Annotated in this window: 15 protein-coding genes; 6 read left to right on the top strand and 9 right to left on the bottom strand. The window is 71.0% G+C overall.

The window, feature by feature from the left end; all coding sequences use genetic code 11:
- Positions 1-237 precede the first annotated feature (237 nt).
- The 3 genes from K8625_RS19145 to K8625_RS19135 are packed head-to-tail and all read left to right on the top strand — an operon-like array spanning position 238 to position 5999.
- A complete protein-coding gene (locus K8625_RS19145) occupies positions 238-1560 on the top strand; it encodes a hypothetical protein (RefSeq protein ID WP_223783501.1) in 1323 nt (440 codons plus the stop codon).
- Positions 1557-5612, top strand: coding sequence for an RHS repeat-associated core domain-containing protein (locus tag K8625_RS44185; RefSeq protein WP_223783500.1), 4056 nt, complete (start codon positions 1557-1559; stop codon positions 5610-5612). Before K8625_RS19145 ends, K8625_RS44185 begins: the two co-directional genes overlap by 4 nt.
- A gap of 33 nt (positions 5613-5645) precedes the next feature.
- Positions 5646-5999 carry a hypothetical protein gene (locus K8625_RS19135; protein ID WP_223746078.1) on the top strand — a complete coding sequence of 118 codons (354 nt, stop codon included), beginning with the start codon at positions 5646-5648 and terminating at the stop codon, positions 5997-5999.
- A 13-nt stretch (positions 6000-6012) separates the two neighbouring features.
- Here K8625_RS19135 and K8625_RS19130 read toward each other — a convergent pair whose 3' ends face one another.
- From K8625_RS19130 to K8625_RS19090, 9 genes are all read right to left on the bottom strand, one after another.
- Entirely contained in the window at positions 6013-7362 is a 1350-nt protein-coding gene (locus K8625_RS19130) for a multicopper oxidase family protein (RefSeq protein WP_223783616.1), read from the bottom strand.
- 155 nt (positions 7363-7517) lie between these two features.
- Complete coding sequence (locus K8625_RS19125) at positions 7518-8981, bottom strand: TolC family protein (RefSeq protein ID WP_223783499.1); 1464 nt, start codon at positions 8979-8981, stop codon at positions 7518-7520.
- Positions 8978-9322, bottom strand: coding sequence for a heavy metal-binding domain-containing protein (locus K8625_RS19120; RefSeq protein ID WP_223783498.1), 345 nt, complete (start codon positions 9320-9322; stop codon positions 8978-8980). Before K8625_RS19120 ends, K8625_RS19125 begins: the two co-directional genes overlap by 4 nt.
- 289 nt (positions 9323-9611) lie before the next feature.
- Positions 9612-10436 (bottom strand): N-acetylmuramoyl-L-alanine amidase, encoded by an 825-nt coding sequence (locus K8625_RS19115; RefSeq protein ID WP_046711153.1) that lies wholly within the window; start codon positions 10434-10436, stop codon positions 9612-9614.
- A gap of 96 nt (positions 10437-10532) precedes the next feature.
- Complete coding sequence (locus K8625_RS19110; RefSeq protein ID WP_223783497.1) at positions 10533-13664, bottom strand: efflux RND transporter permease subunit; 3132 nt, start codon at positions 13662-13664, stop codon at positions 10533-10535.
- Complete coding sequence (locus K8625_RS19105) at positions 13654-14841, bottom strand: efflux RND transporter periplasmic adaptor subunit (protein ID WP_223783496.1); 1188 nt, start codon at positions 14839-14841, stop codon at positions 13654-13656. Before K8625_RS19105 ends, K8625_RS19110 begins: the two co-directional genes overlap by 11 nt.
- Positions 14838-16064, bottom strand: coding sequence for a TolC family protein (locus K8625_RS19100; protein ID WP_223746083.1), 1227 nt, complete (start codon positions 16062-16064; stop codon positions 14838-14840). The genes K8625_RS19105 and K8625_RS19100 overlap by 4 nt, the downstream gene beginning before the upstream one ends.
- Positions 16065-16177: 113 nt before the next feature.
- Entirely contained in the window at positions 16178-16498 is a 321-nt protein-coding gene (locus K8625_RS19095) for a hypothetical protein (RefSeq protein ID WP_223746084.1), read from the bottom strand.
- Between the two features lie 330 nt (positions 16499-16828).
- Positions 16829-17794, bottom strand: coding sequence for a PLP-dependent cysteine synthase family protein (locus K8625_RS19090; RefSeq protein ID WP_223746085.1), 966 nt, complete (start codon positions 17792-17794; stop codon positions 16829-16831).
- Positions 17795-17963: 169 nt separating this feature from the next.
- Between K8625_RS19090 and K8625_RS19085 the strand changes: the two genes are divergently transcribed.
- The 3 genes from K8625_RS19085 to K8625_RS19075 all read left to right on the top strand — a co-directional run bounded on the left by K8625_RS19085 (position 17964) and on the right by K8625_RS19075 (position 21921).
- Positions 17964-19430: an ATP-binding protein gene (locus K8625_RS19085; protein WP_223746086.1), complete on the top strand. Its 1467-nt coding sequence runs from the start codon at positions 17964-17966 to the stop codon at positions 19428-19430.
- Between the two features lie 66 nt (positions 19431-19496).
- Complete coding sequence (locus tag K8625_RS19080; protein ID WP_223746087.1) at positions 19497-20093, top strand: DUF2378 family protein; 597 nt, start codon at positions 19497-19499, stop codon at positions 20091-20093.
- Positions 20094-20685: 592 nt separating this feature from the next.
- Entirely contained in the window at positions 20686-21921 is a 1236-nt protein-coding gene (locus K8625_RS19075) for a hypothetical protein (RefSeq protein WP_223746088.1), read from the top strand.
- Positions 21922-21923: the final 2 nt, after the last annotated feature.

Here is a 21923-nt window from a genome sequence, read left to right as displayed (position 1 = left end):
ATCGACGTGCGGGAGCGCATCGAGCACCCGTGCGGGGTCGAGGGCTCGTCGGACCTCCCGGGCCTTGTCGGCCGTGGACCGGACATGGGGCGTCGGGCGTCTGACAATCCGTCGCGGATGTGAGGGCTTTCAAACCCTCCGAGCCCACCTGGCTTTGTCATGAGGCGATGAGGTCCGCCAAGGTCTGCGCGCTCCGGTTCCCTGCTGCGTGTCCAGGGGCCATGCGCGGGGTGGGCCATGGGACTGAACACGAGCCTGGACAGCCTCCGTGCGCCCATCGTCCGCCGCGTCGAACGACTCCAGGCGCAGTGGGCGGCCTTCGCGGAGGACGAGGACGCGCGCCTGCTTCGTTGGGTCCTCGCGCCGGACGAGCGCAAGCTCATGGACACCTTCTTCGTCGTCGAAGAGCACGACGGCGGCGTGTCGCCGGACCTGTTCCTGCGGTTGGAGGTGCCCTTCGCCGCGCCATCCCACCATGGCCTGGAGCTCGTGGAGGCGATGGCCTCGCAGTACCACGCCATCCGGCACGACCTGGCGCAGGCGGGTGTGGATGCGTCCTGGGTGCCACCTCGTCGCGAGCCGGGCCAGGACGACTCGCGCGTCTTCCTGCAGGCGGCGCAGTCCTTTCACGAGCATCACCAGCCCTTGTTCCGCCACCTCGTGCTCGTGCTCCTCTCGGAGGAGGTCTCCTCGAGCGCGGACTGGACGGCGTGGGTCGAGCGAACGGTGCTCCAGGCGCACGCGGCCCAGGTGCGGCTGGTGTGCTTCGATGACCCAGCCTCGCCCACGTTGGCGGAGGTGGCGCGGGCCCAGGCCCGCCGGGTCCGCACCTGCGTGGCGGGACTCGACATGGGCGCGGCGATGGAGGAGGTGTCCTCGGCGGCCGGGCACCTGGACACGCCACAAGGCCACTTCCGGCATCTGTACGTGAAGCTGGGCCGCGCCCTGGAGGCGCGGGACCTGGGGGCGGCGCGAAGCCTGGCGACCGAAGCGGTGGCGGTGGCGAAGGCCCAGGAGTGGAGCCATCTCGTCGTCGCGACCCACGTGGCGCTGGCCACGGGGTGCATGACGAAGGAGGACTTCCCGGCGGCCGTCGCCTGCTACCGCTCCGCGGAGGCCGAGGCCCTGGCCGCGCATCAGCGAGGTGAGGCGCAGGGCCTCCCCTTGCAACTCAAGGTGCGCATGGCCCTGGGGGGCGCGCTCATCTGCGCTCGCACCTATTCGCGAAGCGGAGACCTGTATCGCGACACGGCGCCGCTGGCCGAGCAACTGAAGGATGACCGCATGCTGCTGGAGTGCTGGCGTATGGCGGCCTACGGCTACGAGCTGGCCCGGGACCATGACGCCTCCTGGGCCTGCGGGGTGCGCGCCTTCCCCGTGGCGCACCGGATGGACGAGGAGACGCGCCGCACGTCCACGTTGGGCTACCTGGGCGACGGGCTGATGCGCCTGACGCGGACGTGGAAGTACCGGGCGCATCGAAGCGTCGTCGAGGAGCAGATGTCGCGGCTGTTGGGCCCGGCGTGGCGCCCCCCGGACTCACGGAGGCCATCGTCATGATGCCGGCCGCGAAGCACTTCGACCTGCTGCTGGGCATCGACATCCACCTCATCCAGCCGCCGGGCCCCGTGCCCCCGGTCCCCATCCCTCATCCGCACCTGGGGCTGGTGTTCGACCCCGTCGACTACGTGCCCGTCCTGGGGGCCACGGTGCTGGTGGGCGGACTGCCGCGCGCGCAGGCGGGCTCGTCCGGCATCGCGCTGCCACCGCACATCCCCCTGGGCGGCGTGTTCGTGAAGCCTCCGGCCAACGAGTCGGAGCTCTTCATGGGCAGCAGCACGGTGTCCGTGGATGGAGACGCCTTCAGCTACCTGGGCCTCCCGGTCCTGAGCTGTCAGGACATCGGCATCCCGCCCATCCCCCGGCTCAAGAAGAAGAAGTCCACGAAGTCGCTGGTGCTCCCCACGACGGCGGTGCTGTCCATCCCGCTGCCGGTCCTGGTGGGCGGCGCGCCGACCGTCTCCTTGATGGCCCTGGCCATGCGCGCGGGCTTCGCGCTGCTGGGGGCGTTGCTGCGCAAGGTGAAGGCGCTGCGCAAGACGCGCAAGGCGCAGAACGGGGTCCACTGCACGGGTGGACATCCGGTGGACATCATCACCGGGGCCAACTTCGACGAGTTCACGGACGCGGTGTCTCCGCCGCCCGGCCTCTTTCGCTGGCGGCGGCACTACACCACGGCGCGCGCGACCGAGCAGGGTCCGCTGGGGTGGGGCTTCCGACACGAGTACCAGCACACCCTGCGCTTGATGCGACAGGCCTGGCGCTACGAGAACGGCCAGGGACGCGTCATCGACTTCACGCCGATGGGGCCCGGGGAGGTGGAGACGCTCCAGCAGGGCGTGGTGCTCCGGAGGTTGGACGCCCGGCGCTTCGAGGTGTGCGAGGCGGATGCGCCGCGCTTCGAGCTGGAGCTGGCGGGCGCAGAGCCGCTGGCGCGCCTGCGCTTCGTCCGCGGTCCGGACGTGGAGCTGGAGCTGCGCTATCGGGGCGCGCGGCTCGTCCTGCTCATCGAGCGGACGCGGCACGGACGTCAGCGCTACGCCTGCGCCTACGACGCACGGGGCCGGATGACGTCGCTCCTGCGGCTGCGCGATGGCGGTCCCCCTGAGTGCCTGGCCTCGTACGGATACGACAAGCGGGGACGGCTGGTGACGTCGTGTGACGCGGAGGGCGGCCGTCATGCGCTGGTCCATGACGAAGCGCACCGCTGGACGGAGATGACCACGCCCGGCGGCTACCGCTTCTGGTGGAAGTACGACGACCAGGGGCGCTGCGTGGAGACGTCCGGAGAGGACGGGCTCTGGTGGGCCCGCTTCGAATACGACGCCGAGCGTCGCGAGACGCGCGTCACGGAGCGCCAGGGCGGAGTCTCCGTCTTCAAGTACGACGCGAACGACACGTTGCTGGAGCGGGTGGACCCCTACGGCGGGGTGCTCCGGCGGGAGGTGGATGCGGACGGCGGCATCGTGCGTGAGGTGGACTCAGGGGGCCGGGTCACCTGCTGGCTCTACGATGCACAGGGCGCCCACACGGGGCTGCTGGACCCCTTCGGGCAGCGCCTGCCTCCGGCGGAGACGCAGGCCGACCCTCCGGGCCCCGACCTCTTCAGTCATCCCGTCACGCCCCTGGGCCACCTGCTGGGCCTCCGCATGGAGGAGCTTGCGTCCGTGGCGACGCGGGACCTCCCGACGCTGCTCGAGCGTGTCCCCGCGGAGCTGTCCACCGTCCTGGCCACGCTGGTGAGGGCCCACCCCTCGGCGGAGGAGGCGACCGCCCCGGTTCGCGAGTACGACCGACTGGGCCGCTGCATCAAGGAGGTGGACGCAGCGGGCCGGGTCCAGGCGTGGAGATACGACACCGGCGGCAACCGGGTGTGGCACCAGGACGCGGACGGCTCCATCACCCGGTGGGGGATAGGCCGGTGGAACCTCGTCGTGTCCGAGACGGACGCGCTCGGACACACCCTGCACGTCGCCCACTCCTCCACGGAGGAGGTGGTCCGTGTCGAGGACGCGGGAGGCGCCGTCAGCGAGTACGCGCGGGATGAGAAGGACCGGCTCGTCCGGGTGACGCGCCACGGGGTGGCGCGGGACGAATACGTCTGGGACGTGGGCGACCGCCTGGTGGAGAAGCGGGACGGGCAGGGCAGGTGGCTGCTGAGGCTGGACTACGAACAGGAGGGGCACCTGGTGACGTGCGCCCTCGCCTCGGGGGCAACGCACTTGCTGGCCTTCGACCTGGAGGACCAGGTCATCCGCGCCTCCACGGACGCGCACACGGTGGCGCTCGAGCGCGACGCGCGAGGACGCATGCGAAGCGACCTGCGCGATGGCCTGGGCGTCGTGCACACCATGTGGGGCCGTGAGCGGCGCACCGAGGTGCTGGGCTTCACCTCCACCGTGGTGGACGAGCAGGGGTCGCTCGTCCAGGTGGTCGACCCGACCGGCGGAGCGCACGCCATCTGGAAGCACTCGGCGGGGTGGGTGCTGCGGGAGCACGCCCAGGGCACCCGCGAGCTTCGCCAGCATGACGACCGGGGCTGGCCGCTTTCGACACTGCGGTGGCGCTGGACCGACGACGGGCAGCTCCAGCACCACGGGGTCCGCTACGAGCGCACCCCGGAGGGCGACTGCATCGGCGTCCACGACAGCGTGGACGGCGAGACGCTGTACACGGTGGATGCCGCGCACCGGCTGGTGGAGGAGGACGGCCCCGGCGGGCGACACCTGTACCACCTGGACGCCGCGGGCAACCTGCTGGCGAAGCCGGGGCTGCGAGGCGTGGTGCTCCAGGAGGGCAACCGGTTGGTCGAGGCCAACGGGGAGCGCTTCGTCTACGACGACCGCAATCACATCGCGGAGCGACACCGCGAGGACGGCTCCCGGGTCCGCTACACCTACGACAGCGCGGACATGCTCATCCGCGTCGAGGATGGCCACGCGGAGCCGTGGACGGCGGACTACGACGCCATCGGTCGGCGCATCCGGTGTGGACGCGGGGCGCGGCAGACCTGGTTCTACTGGGATGGCGAGCGACTGGCGGCGGAGCACGCTTCCGACGGCAGGCTGCGCATCCACGTGTATGGGGCCCACGACGCCCTGGTGCCGCTGCTGTTCGTGGACTACGAGCACGTGGAGGCGCACCCTTCGACGGGGCGCGTCTACACGCTCTTCACGAGCCCCAACGGCACGCCGACCCGCATCGAGGACGCGCGAGGTCAGCCGGTCTGGCGCGCCACGCGCATCGAGCCGTATGGGCACGTGGAGGTCGACGCCGCGTCCACGGTGGACTGCCCGCTGCGGATGGTGGGGCACTATCACGACGCGGAGACGGGGCTCTTCTACAACCGCTTCCGCTACTACGAGCCTCGCCTGGGGCGGTATCTCCAGAGCGACCCGCTGGGCACGGGGGGCGGCAGCAACCTGTATGCCTATGCGCCCCATCCGCTCGACCAGGTCGATGTCCTGGGGCTGGTCCACTCGAAGAAGGGGAAGGCCAGCGCCAAGGGGGGCAAGTCCGCCAAGGGCGTCACGCGGGTCGAGACGCTGCTGACCCTCCCCATCAAGAGCCGCATCCACAAGAAGAAGAAGCTCCAGGCGCAGAAGAAGATTGTCTACACCGACCCCCAGGGCCGGAAGTCGACGTACTTCCTGGACGGCAAGGGGCGGACGGTGCTCAGCGAGGTCCCGTTGGATCCACCCAAGAAGTACAAGAAGGAGGGTGTCAGCCACATCAAGCCGGATGGGTACCAATCCGGAATCGACCACCGGGGGCATCTGGGGCCGGAGCGCGGCGTGGCGAACCAGGACCTGGTGAACGTGCCCGAGAACGTCATCGCGGAGCACGGCACCAAGTCGAACCTCAGCGTCAAGAAGCGGCTGGAGAACAAATCCATCGCCACCGCGAAGACCACGCCGAACACCCTGTTCGTCAGCGAGCCGAAGTACTCAGGTTCATCGGGCCGGCCCACCGAGGTCGCTCACTCGCTGCTCGATGGCTCGGGTAAACCCATCACGGGTCACTCACAAGTCATTCCCAATCCCAAGACCTAGGTCGTCCTCTTTCCTGAATGGTAAGGGTGCTGCATGGCCACGGAGCTTTCAGAAGAACAGTTGCCCGTCGACCGCGAGCTGGGCGCGGCGGTCCTCTCCCTCCTGCCCGATGAGTGGACGGGTGCGCTCCTCCGGGTCGAGCGGGTCCCCGGTGAGGAGGATGTGGAGCGCTACCGCATCCAGATCACCCCCACGGGGAAGGGACAGGGGAGCGTCACCCCGGACGAGGAGGTCGAGGTCGCCGTGCAGAAGCTCTTCCTCCTGCACCAGCGCTTCAAGACGGGCCTCCAGTCGATTTCGTACACCTATCGCCAGAAGAAGGACGGGAGCTGGGGACAGGTCGGCGAGTACGAATACGACGACTCCGACGAAGAGGCCGTGGGCTGAGCGAGCACCCGGCTCAGCCGTGCGCCAGCCCACCCGGAGACGCGGGCTCCGCCTTCGGCGGCGCGTCCACGTCGATGCCGTCCTGGCTCAGCTCGGACGTGCTGGCCGCCATCGCCAGCGTGCCGGGCGGGTTCTCGTACCAGCCCGGGTCCGCGTTACCCGTCAGCCGCTCGCGCACCTTGAGCACCGTGAACATGCCGCCCATGGTGATGACGTCGTGCTTGCCGCGCGCTCCGCTCATGGGGATGGAGTTGGTCGGCACGGGCATGCCCATCTCCACCATGTCGCCCATGCCCGTCTGCCCCATCGTCATGTAACCCGGCAGGAGCTTGCGCACCTTCGCGTCGAGCCCTCCCGGATTCACGCCGATGAGGTTCGGGATGTCATGCCCCATCTGGTTCATCAGATGGTGCGTCATGTGGCAGTGCATCGCCCAGTCACCGGGCGCGTCCGCGACGAACTCGATGCTGCGCGTGCTGCCCACCGGCACGAGCACCGTGGTCTCCGGCCACTGCGCGGACTCGGGGATGCGGCCCGCGTCCGTCTCCGTGATTCGGAAGTGGTAGCCGTGCAGGTGGATGGGGTGGTGGTCCATCGCGCTCAGGTTGCCCAGGCGGATTCGCACGCGCTCGCCCTGGCGCACCACCAGCGGCTCCGTCCCGGGGAACGCCTTCGCGTTGAACGTGAGCAGGTTGAAGTCCGTCATCTCGTTCGGGTCCGGTCGCCGCGTGCCCGGGTCCACGCGCCACTCGTGCAGCATCAGCGCGAAGTCCTTGTCCACGCGCGGACCCACCGGACGACGCGGGTGCATGATGAACAGCCCCACCATGCCGAGCGCCATCTGCGTCATCTCGTCGTGGTGCGAGTGGTACATGCCCGTGCCCGACTGGCGGATGGTGAACTCGTAACGGAACGTCTCTCCCGGTGCGATGGACTTCTGGTTGAGCCCCCCGACGCCGTCCATGCCGTTGGGCAACAGCAGCCCGTGCCAGTGCACCGTCGTGGGCGCGGGCAGCCGGTTGGTGACGTAGAAGCGGACGCGGTCCCCCTCCACCACCTCGATGGTGGGCCCGTGCACCTGGCCGTTGTAGCCCCAGCAGTGGACCTTCAGGCCCGGGGCGAGCTCGTGCTCCACCTCCTCGGCCACCATGTGGAAGACCTTCACGCCGTTGACCAGCTTCCACGGCAGCTTCGTCCCGTTGGGCACGATGACCGGGCGGTAGTCCCGGTTCGGCATCCCGGGGGACTGCCAGTCGCGCCGCGCCGGTGGGCTCGCGCGAGGCGCCGCCGTCTGCGCCTGCGCGGCGCCGCCCTGGAGCAGCAGCGCCCCGCCCGCGAGCGTGGCCCCCGCTGTCGCCAGCATGCTCCGTCGGCTGAGCTTGCCGGAGACCTCCGTGTCGTGGGTCGACGCGGCGTCGGACGTGGCGCTGGGCGCCCGCTCGTCCGTGGAGGTCCTCTTGCGCGCCGTCGGGTCCTCCGTGTCCGTCGTGCTGGAAGCGAAGGGAGAGAGGAGGGACTTCATGGTGTGACTCCGTGGCCAGGCTCGGGCGCGTGGCCGTGGCCGGAAGGCGTTTCGGTTTCAGTGGGCGTTGGGCGGGGATGCTCCGGCGCGGCGGCGGGCGTCGCGCGGCTCCCACCCGGGAGCCGACCTCCGACGAGCTGCTCCAGCTCCGCGTGCGCCATCCAGTAATCGCGGACCGTCTCGATGTACGCGCGGTACGCCTCGACCTGGGACTGCTTCGCGTCGAGCAGCGCGTACAATCCAATCTGCATCGCGTTGTATTGGAGCTGGGACTGCTCGACGACCTGCTCGCGCAGCGGCAGCACCACGCGCTGATACCGCTCGGCCACGCCTCGGAGCGTCAGCAGCCGGGCCCGCGCCGCGCGGACCTCCGAGCGCGCGTTGACCGACAGCTCCGTCTGCCTCCGTTCGCTCTGTCGATGCTGCGCCTCCAGCTTCGCGATGAGCGCCTGGCGCTGGTCGAAGATGGGCAGCTCCAGCGAGAGCGTGGGCCCGAGCAGTCGCGGACCATTCGCGTCCCGGTGCGTGTGCACGCCCACGTCCACCCGCCCGAAGAAGCGCGTGCTGCGCGCCAGCTCCAGCGCGTTCCACATCAGCTCCGTCTGCTTGCGCGCCGCATCGATGTCCAGCCGCTGCCGGATGGCGAGCGACTCCAGCCGCTCCAGCGTCGCCTCCTCCTCGGGCGGCGCGGGGAGCTTCTCCGCGATGGCCCACTGGGTCCTCGCACCCCACAAGCCCAGCAGCCGATTGAGCCGCTCGCGGTCCTCGACCAGCGTCAGCTCCTCGCGCGCCAGCTCCAGCCGGGCCTCCTCCGCCGCGGCCTTCTCCGTCGCCAGGTCCAGGTCCGTGAGGTTGCCTGCGGCGTGCTGGAGCGTCGCCAGCTCGGCGGCGGCCTCCGAGGCCTCGAGCACCATCCGACGCAGCTCCACCAGCTGCTGCCGCGCCTGCACCTCGCGGAACACCTTGCGCGCCTCCGCGGCCGTGGCGAGCGCCTCGTGCGCGACGCGCAGCGTGTCCGCGATGAACTGCTCCTGCGCCACGCGCTTGCGCAAGGGCAGGGTGAACAGCTCCACGAAGCCCTGCACCAGCGAGAACTCCGTCTCGCTCACGCCGTCACTCGTGAGCGGAAAGCCGATGCTCCCGTCGAACGTCGGGTTGCTCAACAGCCCCGCCTGCACCATGTCCGCCTGGGACACCCCCAGGTCCTCGTATGTCGCCTGGAGCGCGGGGTTGTTGAGCAGCGCCACCTCCACCGCGTGGTCCGAGGTCAGCGCTCCCGCGAGCAACGTGTCCAGATGCCGGGAGACCTCCGCGTCCTCCGGCGTCCCCTGATTCCAGCGCGTCTTGCGGCCGATGCGCTCCTCGACGAGCGTGGCGACATCCGCGTGGCCCTTCTCCTTCTGGATGGAGGCACAGCCGCCCGTGAACACCAGGGCGGCGGCGACGAGCGCGCGTCTCACCGGTGCTCTCCGTGTCCCTCATGGCCCGACGTGGGCTTCGCCGGCGTCAGCTTCATGTTGCACTTGGGGCACACGCCGGGCTTGTCCGACTGGACCTCGGGGTGCATCGGGCACGTGTAGAGCGGGGTGCCCGCATCGGGCGGCGCCGGTTTCTCGGCCTCCGGCACGCGCGGCGGCTTCGCGTCGGGAGGCGCCGCCGCGAGCGCGCTGGAGAGTGGGGCGGCCGGGGACTCGGGCGCCTCGGGGTTCGATGGGTCCAGGGACGGCGCGAGCCGCCTCGGCTCGGAGGCACAGGCGGCGAGCGTGGTGAGGCTCGCGAGGACGCTGAGGAAGGTACGCATGGATGACCTCGATGAGGCGCGCGGTGAAGCGGGCCGAAGACGCCGCGCGGTTGAGCAAGCCCCAGGCCATGCCGGCGCGAGCGCCAACCGTGCGAAGGGACGACGCTCTCGAGGTGCAGGGACGCGATGCCGCGCGGGCCCCGGTGTAACCGGGGTCATCACAGTGTGATGAGCGCCGTGAGGCCGGCTGTTCAGCCGCGCACTTCGCGTATGCCCGAAACACGAAGCGCGGGGAGCACCCTGTCAGGCACTCGACCCGCGCTTCACCTGCTTCACTTCACGGCGACGCTCAGGAGATGCCCTTGCGCAGCCGCGCCCAGTCGAAGTTGGGCGCCGGGTCGTTCTTGCGGCCCTTGGGCACCGCGACGTCCGCGTGACCGACGATGTTCTTCATCGGCACGTCGTACTTCTCCTTCAGGTGGCTCGTCAGCTCGGTCAGCGCCTTGTACTGCGCCTCCGTGAAGGGCGTCTTGCCGCTGCCGTCGTTGACGATTTCGATGCCGATGGAGCGCGCGTTGACGTCCGTGGGGACGCCGTGCAGCTCGCTCTTGCCCGCGTGCCACGCGCGCTTGTCGTCACCGACGAGCTGATAGATCTTGCCGTCGCGGTCCACCATGTAGTGCGCGGACACGCCGCTCTTCGGGTTGCGCATCCACGACAGGTCGGCCTTGCCGTCGTTCGACGCCGTGTGGTGCATCACGATGGTGTCGATGTCCGCCCCGTTGCGGCTGTCGGAGTTGGGCGAGGGCGCGCTGATGACCGCGGGCTTCGTGCCCGGCGTGGTGGGCGTCGTCGGCGTCGTCGGCGTGCCCGACAGCGCCTTCTTCAGCGCCGCCTGCGTCTGCTCGCCGTAGTACCCCGTCGTGGGAAGTTTCTTGTCGGCCTGGAACTTCTTCACCGCGGTCTCGGTCTGCGCGCCGAAGGTGCCGGGGCCCGTGGCCACCTGCTTCGCCGTCAGGTAGCCGAGCTTCACCAGCGCGTCCTGGAGCTGCTTCACCTTGGGGCCCGTGTCGCCCTTGCTCAGGCCCGCCGGAGGCACCGTGACGGTGTTGGTGGCGGCCGCCGCCCGGGTGGTGGTGCGGGTCGACGTGGAGGGGGGAAGTCGCAAGCTCATGAAGGGCCCCAGGTTTGGAAGTGTGAAAATCACGGGATTGTCGGTGCTCCGGGTCGAAAGTTGCGGACCCAAGACCCGGAGCACCTCTCGTGTTCTTCAGGACACAGTGGGGCCGCGAGCGGCCACACCCCGTCGACGCACCTTCTCCCTGACGCCGTGCACCCAGACGTAAAAAGTCGGCAACACCAACAGGGTGAACAGCGTGGAGGTGACGAGCCCGCCCACCATGACGACGGCCAGGGGGCGCTCAATCTCCGTTCCATGGAGAGGCAAAACCAACAGTGGCAGCAGACCGAGGATGGCCGTGGCCGCGGTCATCAACTTGGGACGTACGCGACCCAGGCTCGCTTCTCGCACCGCGTCATCGAAGGACCTGCCGCGTGAGAGCAGCTCCTTGGTTTGAGAGACGAGCACCAGGCCGTTCTGCACGGCGATTCCGAACAGGCCGATGAGGCCCACGAGGCTGGAGACGTTCCACGTCTCTCCCGCGATGAGCAGCGCGAGGATGCCGCCGACGAAGGCGTCGGGCAGCGTGGCGAGGATGACCAGCGCCTCCGCCACGGAGTCGAGCGCGAGGTACAGCAGTACGAACACCGCGAGGATGGCCACGGCGATGGCCATGGCCAGCGACTGCGCGGCGCGCTGCTGGCTCTCCACGCGGCCGCCCACGTCGACGAAGTAACCGGTCGGCAGCTTCAGCTCCGCCGCCAGTCGCTCGCGCACCTCGGCCGCGGTGCTGCCCAGGTCCCGCCCCGACACGCTCGCCTCCACCGCGAGCCTGCGGCTGCCCGCCTCGCGGCGCACGCTGCCCGCGCCGAAGGTCTCCTCGATGGTGGCCAGCTGGCTCAAGGGGATGCGCGTCCCGTCGTGCCCGTCCACCAGGAGGTTGCGCAGCGCCTGCAGGTCGCCGCGTCGGTGGTCCGCCAGTCTCAGCACCAGCTCGTGCCGTCGCTGGCCCTTCCAGACCTGGGAGGACTCCTCGCCCACCATGCCCACGCGCACCGCGCGGATGACGTCTCCGGGCGTCAGGCCCACGCGCGCCACGGCGGCGCGGTTCACGGTGATGCGCAGCTGGGGCAGGCCGCTGAGCTTCTCCACGCGCAAATCCTCCACGCCGTCCACCTTCGCGAGGATGGCGCGCGTGCGCTCCCCCAGCGTCGCGAGCGTCTCCAGCTCCGGCCCGAAGACGCGCACGGACAGGTCCGCGGGGCTGCCGCCCAGGCCCTCGTCGATGCGCATGCCCAGGGGCGTGGTGAACAGCGTGGTGACGCCGGGCACCCGCCCCACGGCGACGCGCAGGTCCTCCTCCAGCTTCTCCAGGCTCCTGCCGCGCTCCGGCTTGAGCACGACGAGCACGTCCGACACCGTGTGCGGCATCGGGTCCTCGGTGCGCTCGGCGCGGCCGGTGCGGCGCACCACGTCCTCCACCTCCGGAAAGCCGAGCAGCACGTCCTCCACCAGGTGGTTGAGCCGGTCCACCTCCTCCAGTGACGCCTCCGGAGGCAGCACCGTCTGGAGCAGGAACGCGCCCTCGTCCAGGCGGGGCATGAAGTCGCTGCCCACCGCGAACGCGAGCCCCAGCGCGGGCACGGTGATGGCCAGCGCCACCAGCCGCACCAGCCCCGCCCGCCGCATGCACGCGTCCAGCAGCGGCGAGTACACCGCCTTGACTCTGCGGATGAGCCACACGTCCTCGGGCGTGCCCTCGCGCGGACGCTTGAGCAGGAGCGAGGAGGCCACCGGCACCAGCGTGAGCGCCAGCGCCAGGGACGCGGCCAGGCACGCCACCACGGCGGCGGCGAGCGGCTGGTACATGCGCCCCTCGATGCCCGTCATCGCGAACAGCGGGATGAAGACGGACACGACGATGAGCGTGGCGAAGGCGATGGGGCGCCCCACCTCCATCGACGCTGACAGCGCCTCCTCGCGCACGGACCTGCGGCCCTGCCCCTCGCGCAGGTCGTGGATGATGTTCTCGGTGACGATGATGGCCGCGTCCACCAGCAGGCCCACGGCGATGGCCAGCCCGCCCAGCGTCATGGTGTTGATGCCGATGCCCGCGACCTTCAACAGGATGCCCGCGAGCGCCAGCGACAAGGGCAGGGTGAACGTGACGATGAGGGCCGCGCGCCAGTCCCCCAGCAGCACGAAGAGGACGAGCACCACCAGCAGCGCGCCCAGCAGGATGGCCCGGCTGACACCCCCCAGCGCCGAGTCCACAAGCTCCGACTGGTCGTAGACGACGCGCAGCTGCACGCCCGGAGGCATGGACTGCTTGAGCTCCTCGAGCGCCGCGCGCACGCCCTTGGCCACCGCCTGCGTGTCCGCGCCGAACTGCTTGATGACGCGGCAGCTGACCACCTCGCCCTTGAGCCGGTGGGCGATGCCGCGGCGCACCGCGGGCCCCTCGCGCACGTCGGCCACGTCCGCGAGCAGCACGGGCGTGCCGTCACGCAGCGCCACCACCGTGGTGTTCAGGTCCTCCACCGTCTGGGCGCGCCCCACCGCGCGCACCGTCCACTCCATGGGCCCCTGCACCACGAAGCCTCCGGAGGCGTTGAGGTTGGCGCCCTCCAGCGCGTGCTCCACCTCGTTCAGGCTGACGCCTCGGGCCACCATCTGGTCCGGGTCCAGCAGCACCTGGAACTGGCGCAGGTAGCCGCCCAGCCGCTCCACGCCGGCGACCCCGGGCACGGCGAGCAGCCGGTTCTTCACCTCGAACTCGGCCAAATCCCGGAGCGCCATCAGGTCCGCGGAGCCGGGCTCGGCCTCGAGCGTGAACTCGAACACCTCGTTGAGGCGGCCCGTGAGGCTGGAGACCAGCGGCGCGTCGGTGCCGGCGGGCAGCTCGCCCTGGGCCTGCGCCACGCGCTCGGCGACGTACTGGCGGCTGCGGAAGTAGTCCGCGTCCGGCTCGAACTCCACCGTCACCTGGGTGACGCCCAGCTGCGAGGTGGAGCGGATGCGCCGCACGTCGGGCAGGCCCGCGAGCGCCACCTCCATCGGGATGGCCACCGCCGTCTCCAGCTCCTCCGCGCCCATGGCGGCGTTCTGGACGATGACGTTGAAGATGGGCGCGGACAGGTCGGGGAACACGTCGCGCCGCAGGCCGTTCAGCGACACCGCGCCGAACGCGGACAGGGCCAGGGCGAGCAGCACGGTGAGCCCGGGCCGCGCGAACGACGCGCGCAGCACGCGGGCCACCCAGGATGAGGCGTCAGTGGCCATGGTGGTCCGCTCCTCCCGCCGACTTCTCCACCTCGGCCTTGAGCAGGAACGCGCCGTCCACCACCACCTGCTCGCCGACCTTCAGGCCGGAGAGCACCTCCACGTGGTCGCCCAGCGTGCGGCCCCGGCCCACCTGCCGCCGCTCGAAGGAGCCGCGCTCGCCGGTGGGCAGGAACACCACCCAGCCGTTCTCCAGCCGCTGGAGCGCGGCCGCGGGCACGGTGGTGATGGTGCCGTCGGGTCCGCCCAGCGGAATCGACGCGGTGGCGGACATGCCGGGCTTGAGGAGGCCCTCGGTGTTGTCCAGCACCAGCCGCACGGGGATGGTGCGGCTGGCCGCGTCCACGCGCTGGCCCACGTGGCCCACGCGGGCCAGGACCTCCTTGCCCGGGAAGGCGGCGAAGGTGATGCGCGCCTCGGTGTCCGGCCGCATGCGCACGGCGTCGCGCTCGAAGGCATGGACGATGAGCCACAGCGAGCCCAGGTCACCGACGCGGAAGAGCGTGTGCTCGGCGTCCGCCATCTGGCCCATGCGCGCGTCGCGCTCGATGACGGTGCCCTGGATGGGCGAGCGCAGGATGAAGCCGGCCACGCCCGCGGTGTCCTCGCTGGCGCCCAACGCCGTCAGCTCCGCGCGGGCCGCGGCGAGCTCCGCCTCGGCGCCGGCCGCGTCCACCTCCGCGGCCTGCACGTCCTTCTGCGCGACGATGCGCTCGGCGGCGAGCGCGCGCTTGCGCGCGGCGGCCTGTCGGGCGGCGGTGGCCCGGGCCTTCGCGGACTGGAGCGCGGCGCGCGCCTTGCCCAGCTCGGGGCTGCGCAGCTCCGCCAGCTTCTCGCCCTCCTTCACGTGCTGGCCCGTGGTGACGAACACCGTCCCCACGCGCGCGGAGATGGGCGAGGCCACCTCCGCGTAGGCGTCCTCGCTGAACGTCAGCTCGCCCAGCGCGTTGACGCTGTCGCCGCCGGGCCGCGCCGCCGCGGGGGCGGTGGTGACGCGCAGGTCTCGAAGCATCTCCGGGGCGATGTGGACGTGGGACTCGTCATGGCCCTCGTCGTTGCCACCGGAGGGCTGGGGGCCCTCCTCGTGGTCGTGCTCGTCCGCGTGCTCGGGCTTGGACTGCTTGCAGGCCGCGAGCGCGAGGACCAGGGAGGCGATGATGAACGCGAGGCGCTTCATGGCAGGACTCCCATCTCGACGGCGAGCTGCACCCGGGCGAGCGCCGCCTGCAGGTGGCTGTCGAGCAGCGCCACGCGCGTCTCGAGCGTTTCACGGCGCACGAGCAGCAACCCCGCGAGGTCCATCTCCCCGGCCTCGTAGGACCTCTTCGCCAGGGACTCGTTCTCATCGAGCAGCGGCAGCGCCTCGGTCTCCAGCACGGCCAGGGCCTGCTGACGCGAGGCATCGCGCACGCGCGCGGCCTCCACCTGCGCGTCCCGCGCGCGGCGAGCGGACTCCAGCGCGGTGCGGAGCCTGCGCACGCGCGCATCCCCCGTCACCTTCGCCTCCTGCCCTCGGGAGAACACGGGAAGGGGCACGCTGAGCGTCCCGACGAGCGCCGTCTCGTCGACCTCCTTCTCATAGCGCACGCCCACGCTGACATCGGGCCAGCCCTCGGCGCGGCCGAGCTTCAGGTCGGCCTCCGCCTGCGCGAGCTCCGACTCGATGGCCACCAGGTCCGGCCGCTCCTTCGTCCCGGAGGCCGCCGCCACGGGCAGCGAGGCCAGCTCCCGCAGCACGCCGCGCACCGCGAGCGCTTCCTGGAGCGGCAGGCCCAACAGGGCGCGCAGCTCGTCGAGCAGGGCCTGCTCTTCGCCTCGCGCCGTCACCACCGCGGCGCGGGCGCGGGCCAGCGCCACCTTCGCCACGTTGACGTCGACGACGGGCACGTCCCCCGCGTCGAAGCGCTTGCCGGTGGAGTCGGACAGGCTCCTCGCGGCCTCCTCCGTCTGGTGCATCAGCCGCGACAGCTCCCGGGCATACAGCGCGCGCAGGAAGGCCGCGCCCACCTCACCCAGCACGCGCCGCTCGGCGTCCTGCTGCTCGGCGTCCTGTCGCTGGAGCCCCGCGCGCGCGGCGTCCCGGCGTGCGCCCTGCTTGCCGCCGAGCTCGATGGGTTGGGAGATGCCGAGGGACAGCTGCGTCCCCCGGAGGTCGTCGTGCGTGCGGGGCCCCAGCTCGAAGCTGACGGTGGGGTTGTCACGCAGCCACGGCGACGCGCCGGCGACGGGGCCCTGGGCCTCGGCCACGCGCCCCGCGGCGTCCAGCAACGCGGGCGCGCGCTGACGGGCGAGGGAGAGGACTTCTTGAAAGGACAGCTCGGAAGGTGAAGCGGCGCTGGCGAAGGGCCAGACGAGGGCGGCGACGAGCCCGAGGGCCGCCGGCGCGGAAGGTTTGAACACGGGAAGAGACCTCGCGAAAGGGAGGCGCGCGTCAGGCCGACGGTGCCACGGCCACGCCATGGACACACGTCACCTCGGCACGGTTCGCGCGCGGAAGACGGACCACCACCACGTCAGGCGAGGTCGGCTCTGGGGACGTGCAGGATGTCGTCGAGGTCGGCGGAGGCGGGGGCGTCCTCGTCCACCCGCACCGGGCGCGGTCGAGGTGCAATCCACAGCAGGGCGGGCGACGCGACGGGCGCGGCGCTCACCGAGCGCACGTGGCCGCAGCAGGTGCAGTCCGCGCAGTCCGGCGCGCACTGTCCGCTGGAGTCATCGTCCGGGCAGCGCTGCGTGCACACGGTGTCCGTCGCGTCGGAGAAGGCCATCCACAGGCCTCCCTCCGTCGGGGCGAACAGCAACAGGCTGAGGCACAGCCAGATGCGCGGCAGCACGAAGTCGGCTTCTAGCACGCACCCCGACAACGCGCACGCGGATGCCCCCCGCGCGTGAAGTACCTGTCGGAAGGGCAGGCGCGCCCGCTCGGGGGCGGGGCGGGGTGACGCGGTGGGACATGGCGCGTCTGTCCCCGTGCGGACGCTCGACGTGCCCCGGGAGGCGAGGCGCGGGAGGCCCGAGCCGTCACGCGGTTGAAGCCCGGCGCGGGCCGCGCGCGCGGGGCCTCGAGGCATCGCGGATGCGCCGAAGCGCCCGCGCGACGCTCCCGGCGTCCGACCTGGCGCCGCTCGGGTGTTCGCTCCGAGCGGCGTACCCGCCGCGTCAGCTCACGCCACGCCGCGCGCGGCGACGGGGCGCTGCTGAATCAGCTCCGTGGAGAAGTAGCGCTCCATGCGGTCGGGGAACACGGTGACGACCTGCGCGCCCGGCCCCAGCCGCCGCGCCGCCTCCACCGCGGCCACGTAGTTGAGCCCCGACGACGGCCCCACCGGGAAGCCCCGGCGGATGAGCGCGCGCGCGGTGCACATGGCCTGCTCGTCCGACACGTCCAGCTCCACCCGCCCCGGCATGTCCGCGTCGCGGTACAGCTTGGACATGCCGTCCACCACGCCGGGCACGCGCGGGCTGAAGCTGCAACACTCGATGTCGCAGCCCAGGCCCGCGATGGGCCTCGCGATGAACGCCGTCACCGGACAGCCCGCCTCCGCGAACGCCTGATACAGGCCGACCACCGTGCCGCCCGTGCCCACGCCGCTCACCACGCCGTGCACCAGCCCGCCCGGAATCTGCGAGAGCACCTCCTGGCCCGTCCACACCCGGTGCGCCTCCGCGTTGTCCGGGTTCTCGAACTGGCGCGGCGCGAAGGCCTTGCGCTCGCGGGCCAGCTCCTCCGCCTTCTGGATGGCGCCACGCACGCCGCTCTCGCGGGGCACCAGCACCACGTCACCGCCGTAGGCGCGGATGGTGAGCACGCGCTCGTCGGTGACACCCTCGGGCATCACCGCCGTGAAGCGCACGCCCATCTGCGCGCTGGCCAGCGCCAGGGCGATGCTCGTCGAGCCGCTGGACGCCTCGACCACTTCGCCGCCCGGGCTCAGCTCGCCCATGCGCCAGGCCTTCTCCAGCATGTAGCGCGCGATGCGGTCCTTCGTGGACCCGCTGGGGTTGAGGAACTCCAGCTTGCACCAGATGGTGGGTCCCTCCGCGTCCAGTCGGACGGGGACGAGGGGGGTCGGAGCGATGGCCTGGAGGAAGCGGCCATCCGCGGGCAGCGGGCGACAAGGAGGACGCATGGGCCATCCCTATCGCGAAATTGTCCGCTCCGTCAGGGTCCTGGCGTGTCCGGGGGCACTCCGAGGCCCTCCGTCCGTCCGCCCGTCCTGTAAGGAAGCACCCGGGGTCGGAGATGGATGTGGCGCGCCCCCGGACTGACGGCTACGAAGGACTCCAGCTCCGTACATCATGAGTCCTCCTTCTCCGGTCATTCTGAACGTCAATGATGATGTCGCCAGCCGCTATGTGACGAGCCGCGTGCTGGGGCTCGCTGGCTACCAGGTGGTGGAGGCCGGCTCGGGCAGCCAGGCCCTGACCCTGGCGGACGAGCGCACCGACCTGGTCATCCTGGACGTCCGCCTGCCCGACATCAGCGGGCTGGAGGTCTGCCGCCGGTTGAAGTCGTCTGCCCGCACGCGCGACGCCCTGGTGCTGCACCTCTCCGCGCAGGCCGTGGGGCCCGGGGACCGGGCGCAGGGCCTGGAGCACGGCGCGGATGGCTACCTGGTGGCCCCCGTGGACCCGGAGGAGCTGGTGGCCCAGGTGCACGCGCTGCTCCGGCTGCGCCGCGCCGAGCGCAAGGTGCATGCGCTGTCCGAGGAGGTCGAGCACCAGCGCAGGCTGCTCGCCATGGCCATGGCCTCCGCGGCGGACCCGATGGCCCTCTATGACGCCACCGGCCGGCTGCTCTTCGCCAACCAGGCCGCCTACGAGGTGAGGGGCACGGCCTCCATGTTGTCGCCCGGCGTCTCCCTGGAGGAGTACGGGGCGAGGGACGCCTCCCTGGCGCCCTTCATCCGGACCATGCAGACCGCGCTCGCCACGGGGCAGGTGCAGCGGGGCTCCGTGACGCTGGCGGCGCTGCGCGGCCCCCGCCACTACGACTTCACGCTGTCGCCCGCCCTGGGCGCGGACGGCCGGGTGGCGGCGGTGATGGCCACCGCGCGCGACGTCACCGAGGAGCGCAGCGCGGAGGAGTTCCGCGAGCAGTTCATCGGCATGCTCGGCCACGATTTGCGCAACCCCCTCAACGCGCTGTCCATGTCCGCGCAGCAGCTCAAGCGCAAGGGCAACCTGGACGAGCGCCAGTCCGCCCTCACCGAGCGCATCCTCACCAGCGCCGAGCGCATGGACCGGATGATTCGTCAGCTGCTGGACTTCGCGCGCTCCCGGCTGGGCGGTGGGGTGCCGGTGGTGGCGTCCGACTGTGACGTGTTCGACGTGGCGCGGCGCACGCTCGAGGAGATGCGCGCCAGCCACCCGGGCCGGCTGCTCGTCCTGGAGGTGGTGGGGGACGGGCGGGGCTCGTGGGATCTGGACCGTCTGGAGCAGGCCTTCAGCAACCTGCTGGCGAACGCACTCAAGTACAGCCCCGGGGACAGCCCCGTGCGGATGTGGGGCGAGGCGAACGGGCAGGGCGTGGTCTTGCGGGTGCACAACGGCGGGCCGCCCATCCCCCCGGACGAGCTGCCCCATGTCTTCGCCGCGTGGCGTCGAGGCTCCCGGGCGGTGCAGCACGAGTCGAAGGCCGCGTCGGGCCTGGGCCTGGGGCTCTACATCACCCGGCAGATCCTGCTCGCCCACGGGGGCGAGGTGACGGTGGAGTCCAGTTCCGGAAACGGGACGACCTTCACGGTGCGGCTGCCGCGCGGATGATGACCAGTTGACGGTTGGAATGCGGAATGGCTCGCCGTTGCGGGGGGCCATTGCCACCTTTCCGTCATGTCGCCCGGGAAGCTCATCTTCGCGCAGTCCGTGGAAGCCCTCTTCGTGCGGGCCCTGGGGCCCTACCTGTCGAAGCAGGGGCGCCAGCGCCTGAAGGACGTGGGCCTGGATTTGTCGGAGTCGCTGCGGCCGCACTACTCACTGGAGCAGTGGCACGCGTTCCTGCGCGTGGCGGTCCAGGACGTCTTCCCGATGCTGCCTCCCAACGAGGCGTGGCTGATGCTGGGCGCGCGCTACCTGCAGGGCTTCCGCCAGACGTCGGTGGGGCGCGCCAGCCTGTCGCTCGTCACCCGGCTGGGGCCGATGCGCACGCTGGAGCGCGTCCCCTTCAACGTGAAGGCGGGCAACAACTTCAACGAGGTCCGCGTCGAGGAGTCCACCGAGGGCGCGGCCACGCTGTGGATGAAGGACGTGGTGGCGGACAACCCGTACTTCTCCGCGGGCTTCCTCTCCGAGTCGCTGCGGGTCGCGGGCGCGGGCAACGTCGTGGTGGAGCCCATCGCCTTCGACGGCACCGCCGCCACCTACCGCATCACCTGGGGCCGCGCGGCCGCCGCGCCCGTGGGCGAACTGGTTCCCGCTCCGGGCGTCTAGTCGAAGCGCCTCCCGCTCGACGCCGTGCATCCTGGCGACGGTGTCGCGGGCCTGGGTGTCCTTGAATGGCCTGGCCTCTCTGCTGCCCGCGAGCGCGCTGGCTCTGCGGGCCGGAATCGCGCGCGCCTACCACCCGGGAGGGAGTGACTTCCCTGGGCTCACGCGCAATCCTTGGCTCCATCAGTGGGGGGCCAGGATGCGTGATGAAACGATAGGTCAGCGTCATTCAGGGCACTTGTGCTGCCGTGGCCATCTGGATGCTACTCGGGGGGTGATGCCTCCGCCCGGGGCCGATGCCTATCTGATGGGTAGCATCATGCAAAACAAGATTTGCCCTGAATCGGCTTGCGTCAAGTGAGACAGGGTCGTGCCGGATGACGCGCACGGGGGGAAGCACATGGTGAAGTTGAATGCTCGACTGCGGCGGTGGGTGATGATTCTGGGAGCCGCGGTCACGCTGGGGGCGGGGACGGCGTACGCGCAAATCATCCGGGAGGGCGCTTGCTGTGTTCCCTGTTCGTGCAATCCGGATGGAAGCACCGGCAAGTGCTGTGCGCCCTGCTAAGGACATGCATTCCACGTGAGTCCGGACATGTCCAATGCGATGCGGATGGCGATGCGCCTGGGGCGAGGCTCCCTGGTCCTGGGGGTGTTCGCGGCGGTGGCGTGGGTGTCCTGGTTCGCCACGTCGTCCGTGTTGACCTCGCGGACCTCCGCCAATGCGTGTGTCGCGCCCGTGGTGGAGGAGGTGCCGGTGGTGGAGGCCTCGCTGCTGGCGGCGAGCACCGAGGCGTTCCAGGTCTCGCGGGGCGTGGCGCCTGAGCGCATCGAGGGCATGGGGGGCTCGGGGGGGCTCGCGCACGTCTTCCAGGGGCAGCGGCTGGCCCGTCCGGGGCTGAGTCTGATGACGGGCGCGGTCCGGGAGACCCGGCGGGTGGGGCGCGCGCAGGCTCCGTCCCCTCCGCACGAGCCGGAGCCGGTGCGCGAGGAGCTGCGCGTGCGTCCGGCGATGCAGCTCGACTGCTCCTTCGACAAGGGGAGCTTCCGCTGCGGCGAGTGCGCGACGGATGGGGACTGCCCTCAGGGGCAGGGCTGTGTCATCAACTATGACAAGCGTCGGTTCGAGTGTGCCGACAGCGAGTGCGAGGACGACTCGCATTGCTTCCCCGGGGATGTCTGTCGGGTGGCGGCGGGGGAGTTACCGGGGCCGGTGGTCCGTCGGTGTCTGAAGGCGGGCGTGCGTCAGGCGGGGGAGACCTGCAGCCGGTTGCCGACGACCGCGGACGAGGCCTGCGTGGAGGGGCTGCTCTGCATCAACCACCATTGCGGACCTCCGTGTGAGCCGGGGCAGCCGGGGACCTGTCCGGAAGGGGAGACGTGTGAGCAGAGCTCGATGGGAGCCGCGTGTCTGCCGGACTGTCGCAAGTCCGGGTGCATGGAGGGGCGGGCGTGCGCGGCGCTCAATGGGGGCTCGTTCCAGTGTCTGGAGTTGGTGGTGGATGAGTGCTCGGACGAGCAGCCGTGTGGGGGCGGGAAGAACTGCGTGGTGAGGGGCGGGCGTGGCGGGCGCGCGGGTCGGTTCTGCTCCGCGGCCTGTGAGTCCTGGCGGCCGGAGAGCTGTGGCAAGCAGAGTGTGTGCGGCGTGGGTGGGCCCACGGGCAGCACGTGCTACACGCAGTGCGATCCGGACAAGGTGGATTCGTGCCCGGAGCGGTGGATCTGCTCCACGGTGACGGAGGACCTGCAGTCGTGGGGCTGCATGCCGGACTTCCTGAGCGGCGCGAGCACGACGCGGCCGCGGCGCGGCGACGAGCCTCCTCCGTTCTGAGG

The sequence above is a fragment of the Myxococcus sp. AS-1-15 genome (genome assembly GCF_020037055.1).
GTDB lineage: Bacteria > Myxococcota > Myxococcia > Myxococcales > Myxococcaceae > Myxococcus > Myxococcus fulvus.
Note: the sequence above shows the minus strand (reverse complement) of the source record. Positions and strands in the feature narration are given on the sequence as shown.

Excerpts from the sequence above, each read along its gene's own strand:
- K8625_RS19090 (WP_223746085.1), bottom strand. The coding sequence starts at position 17,794 with ATGCGTCCTCCTTGTCGCCCGCTGCCCGCGGATGGCCGCTTCCTCCAG.
- K8625_RS19115 (WP_046711153.1), bottom strand. The coding sequence starts at position 10,436 with ATGAGCTTGCGACTTCCCCCCTCCACGTCGACCCGCACCACCACCCGG.
- K8625_RS19080 (WP_223746087.1), top strand. The coding sequence starts at position 19,497 with ATGTCGCCCGGGAAGCTCATCTTCGCGCAGTCCGTGGAAGCCCTCTTC.
- K8625_RS19075 (WP_223746088.1), top strand. The coding sequence starts at position 20,686 with ATGTCCAATGCGATGCGGATGGCGATGCGCCTGGGGCGAGGCTCCCTG.
- K8625_RS19135 (WP_223746078.1), top strand. The coding sequence starts at position 5,646 with ATGGCCACGGAGCTTTCAGAAGAACAGTTGCCCGTCGACCGCGAGCTG.
- K8625_RS19145 (WP_223783501.1), top strand. The coding sequence starts at position 238 with ATGGGACTGAACACGAGCCTGGACAGCCTCCGTGCGCCCATCGTCCGC.
- K8625_RS19105 (WP_223783496.1), bottom strand. The coding sequence starts at position 14,841 with ATGAAGCGCCTCGCGTTCATCATCGCCTCCCTGGTCCTCGCGCTCGCG.
- K8625_RS44185 (WP_223783500.1), top strand. The coding sequence starts at position 1,557 with ATGATGCCGGCCGCGAAGCACTTCGACCTGCTGCTGGGCATCGACATC.
- K8625_RS19130 (WP_223783616.1), bottom strand. The coding sequence starts at position 7,362 with ATGCTGGCGACAGCGGGGGCCACGCTCGCGGGCGGGGCGCTGCTGCTC.
- K8625_RS19110 (WP_223783497.1), bottom strand. The coding sequence starts at position 13,664 with ATGGCCACTGACGCCTCATCCTGGGTGGCCCGCGTGCTGCGCGCGTCG.
- K8625_RS19120 (WP_223783498.1), bottom strand. The coding sequence starts at position 9,322 with ATGCGTACCTTCCTCAGCGTCCTCGCGAGCCTCACCACGCTCGCCGCC.
- K8625_RS19085 (WP_223746086.1), top strand. The coding sequence starts at position 17,964 with ATGAGTCCTCCTTCTCCGGTCATTCTGAACGTCAATGATGATGTCGCC.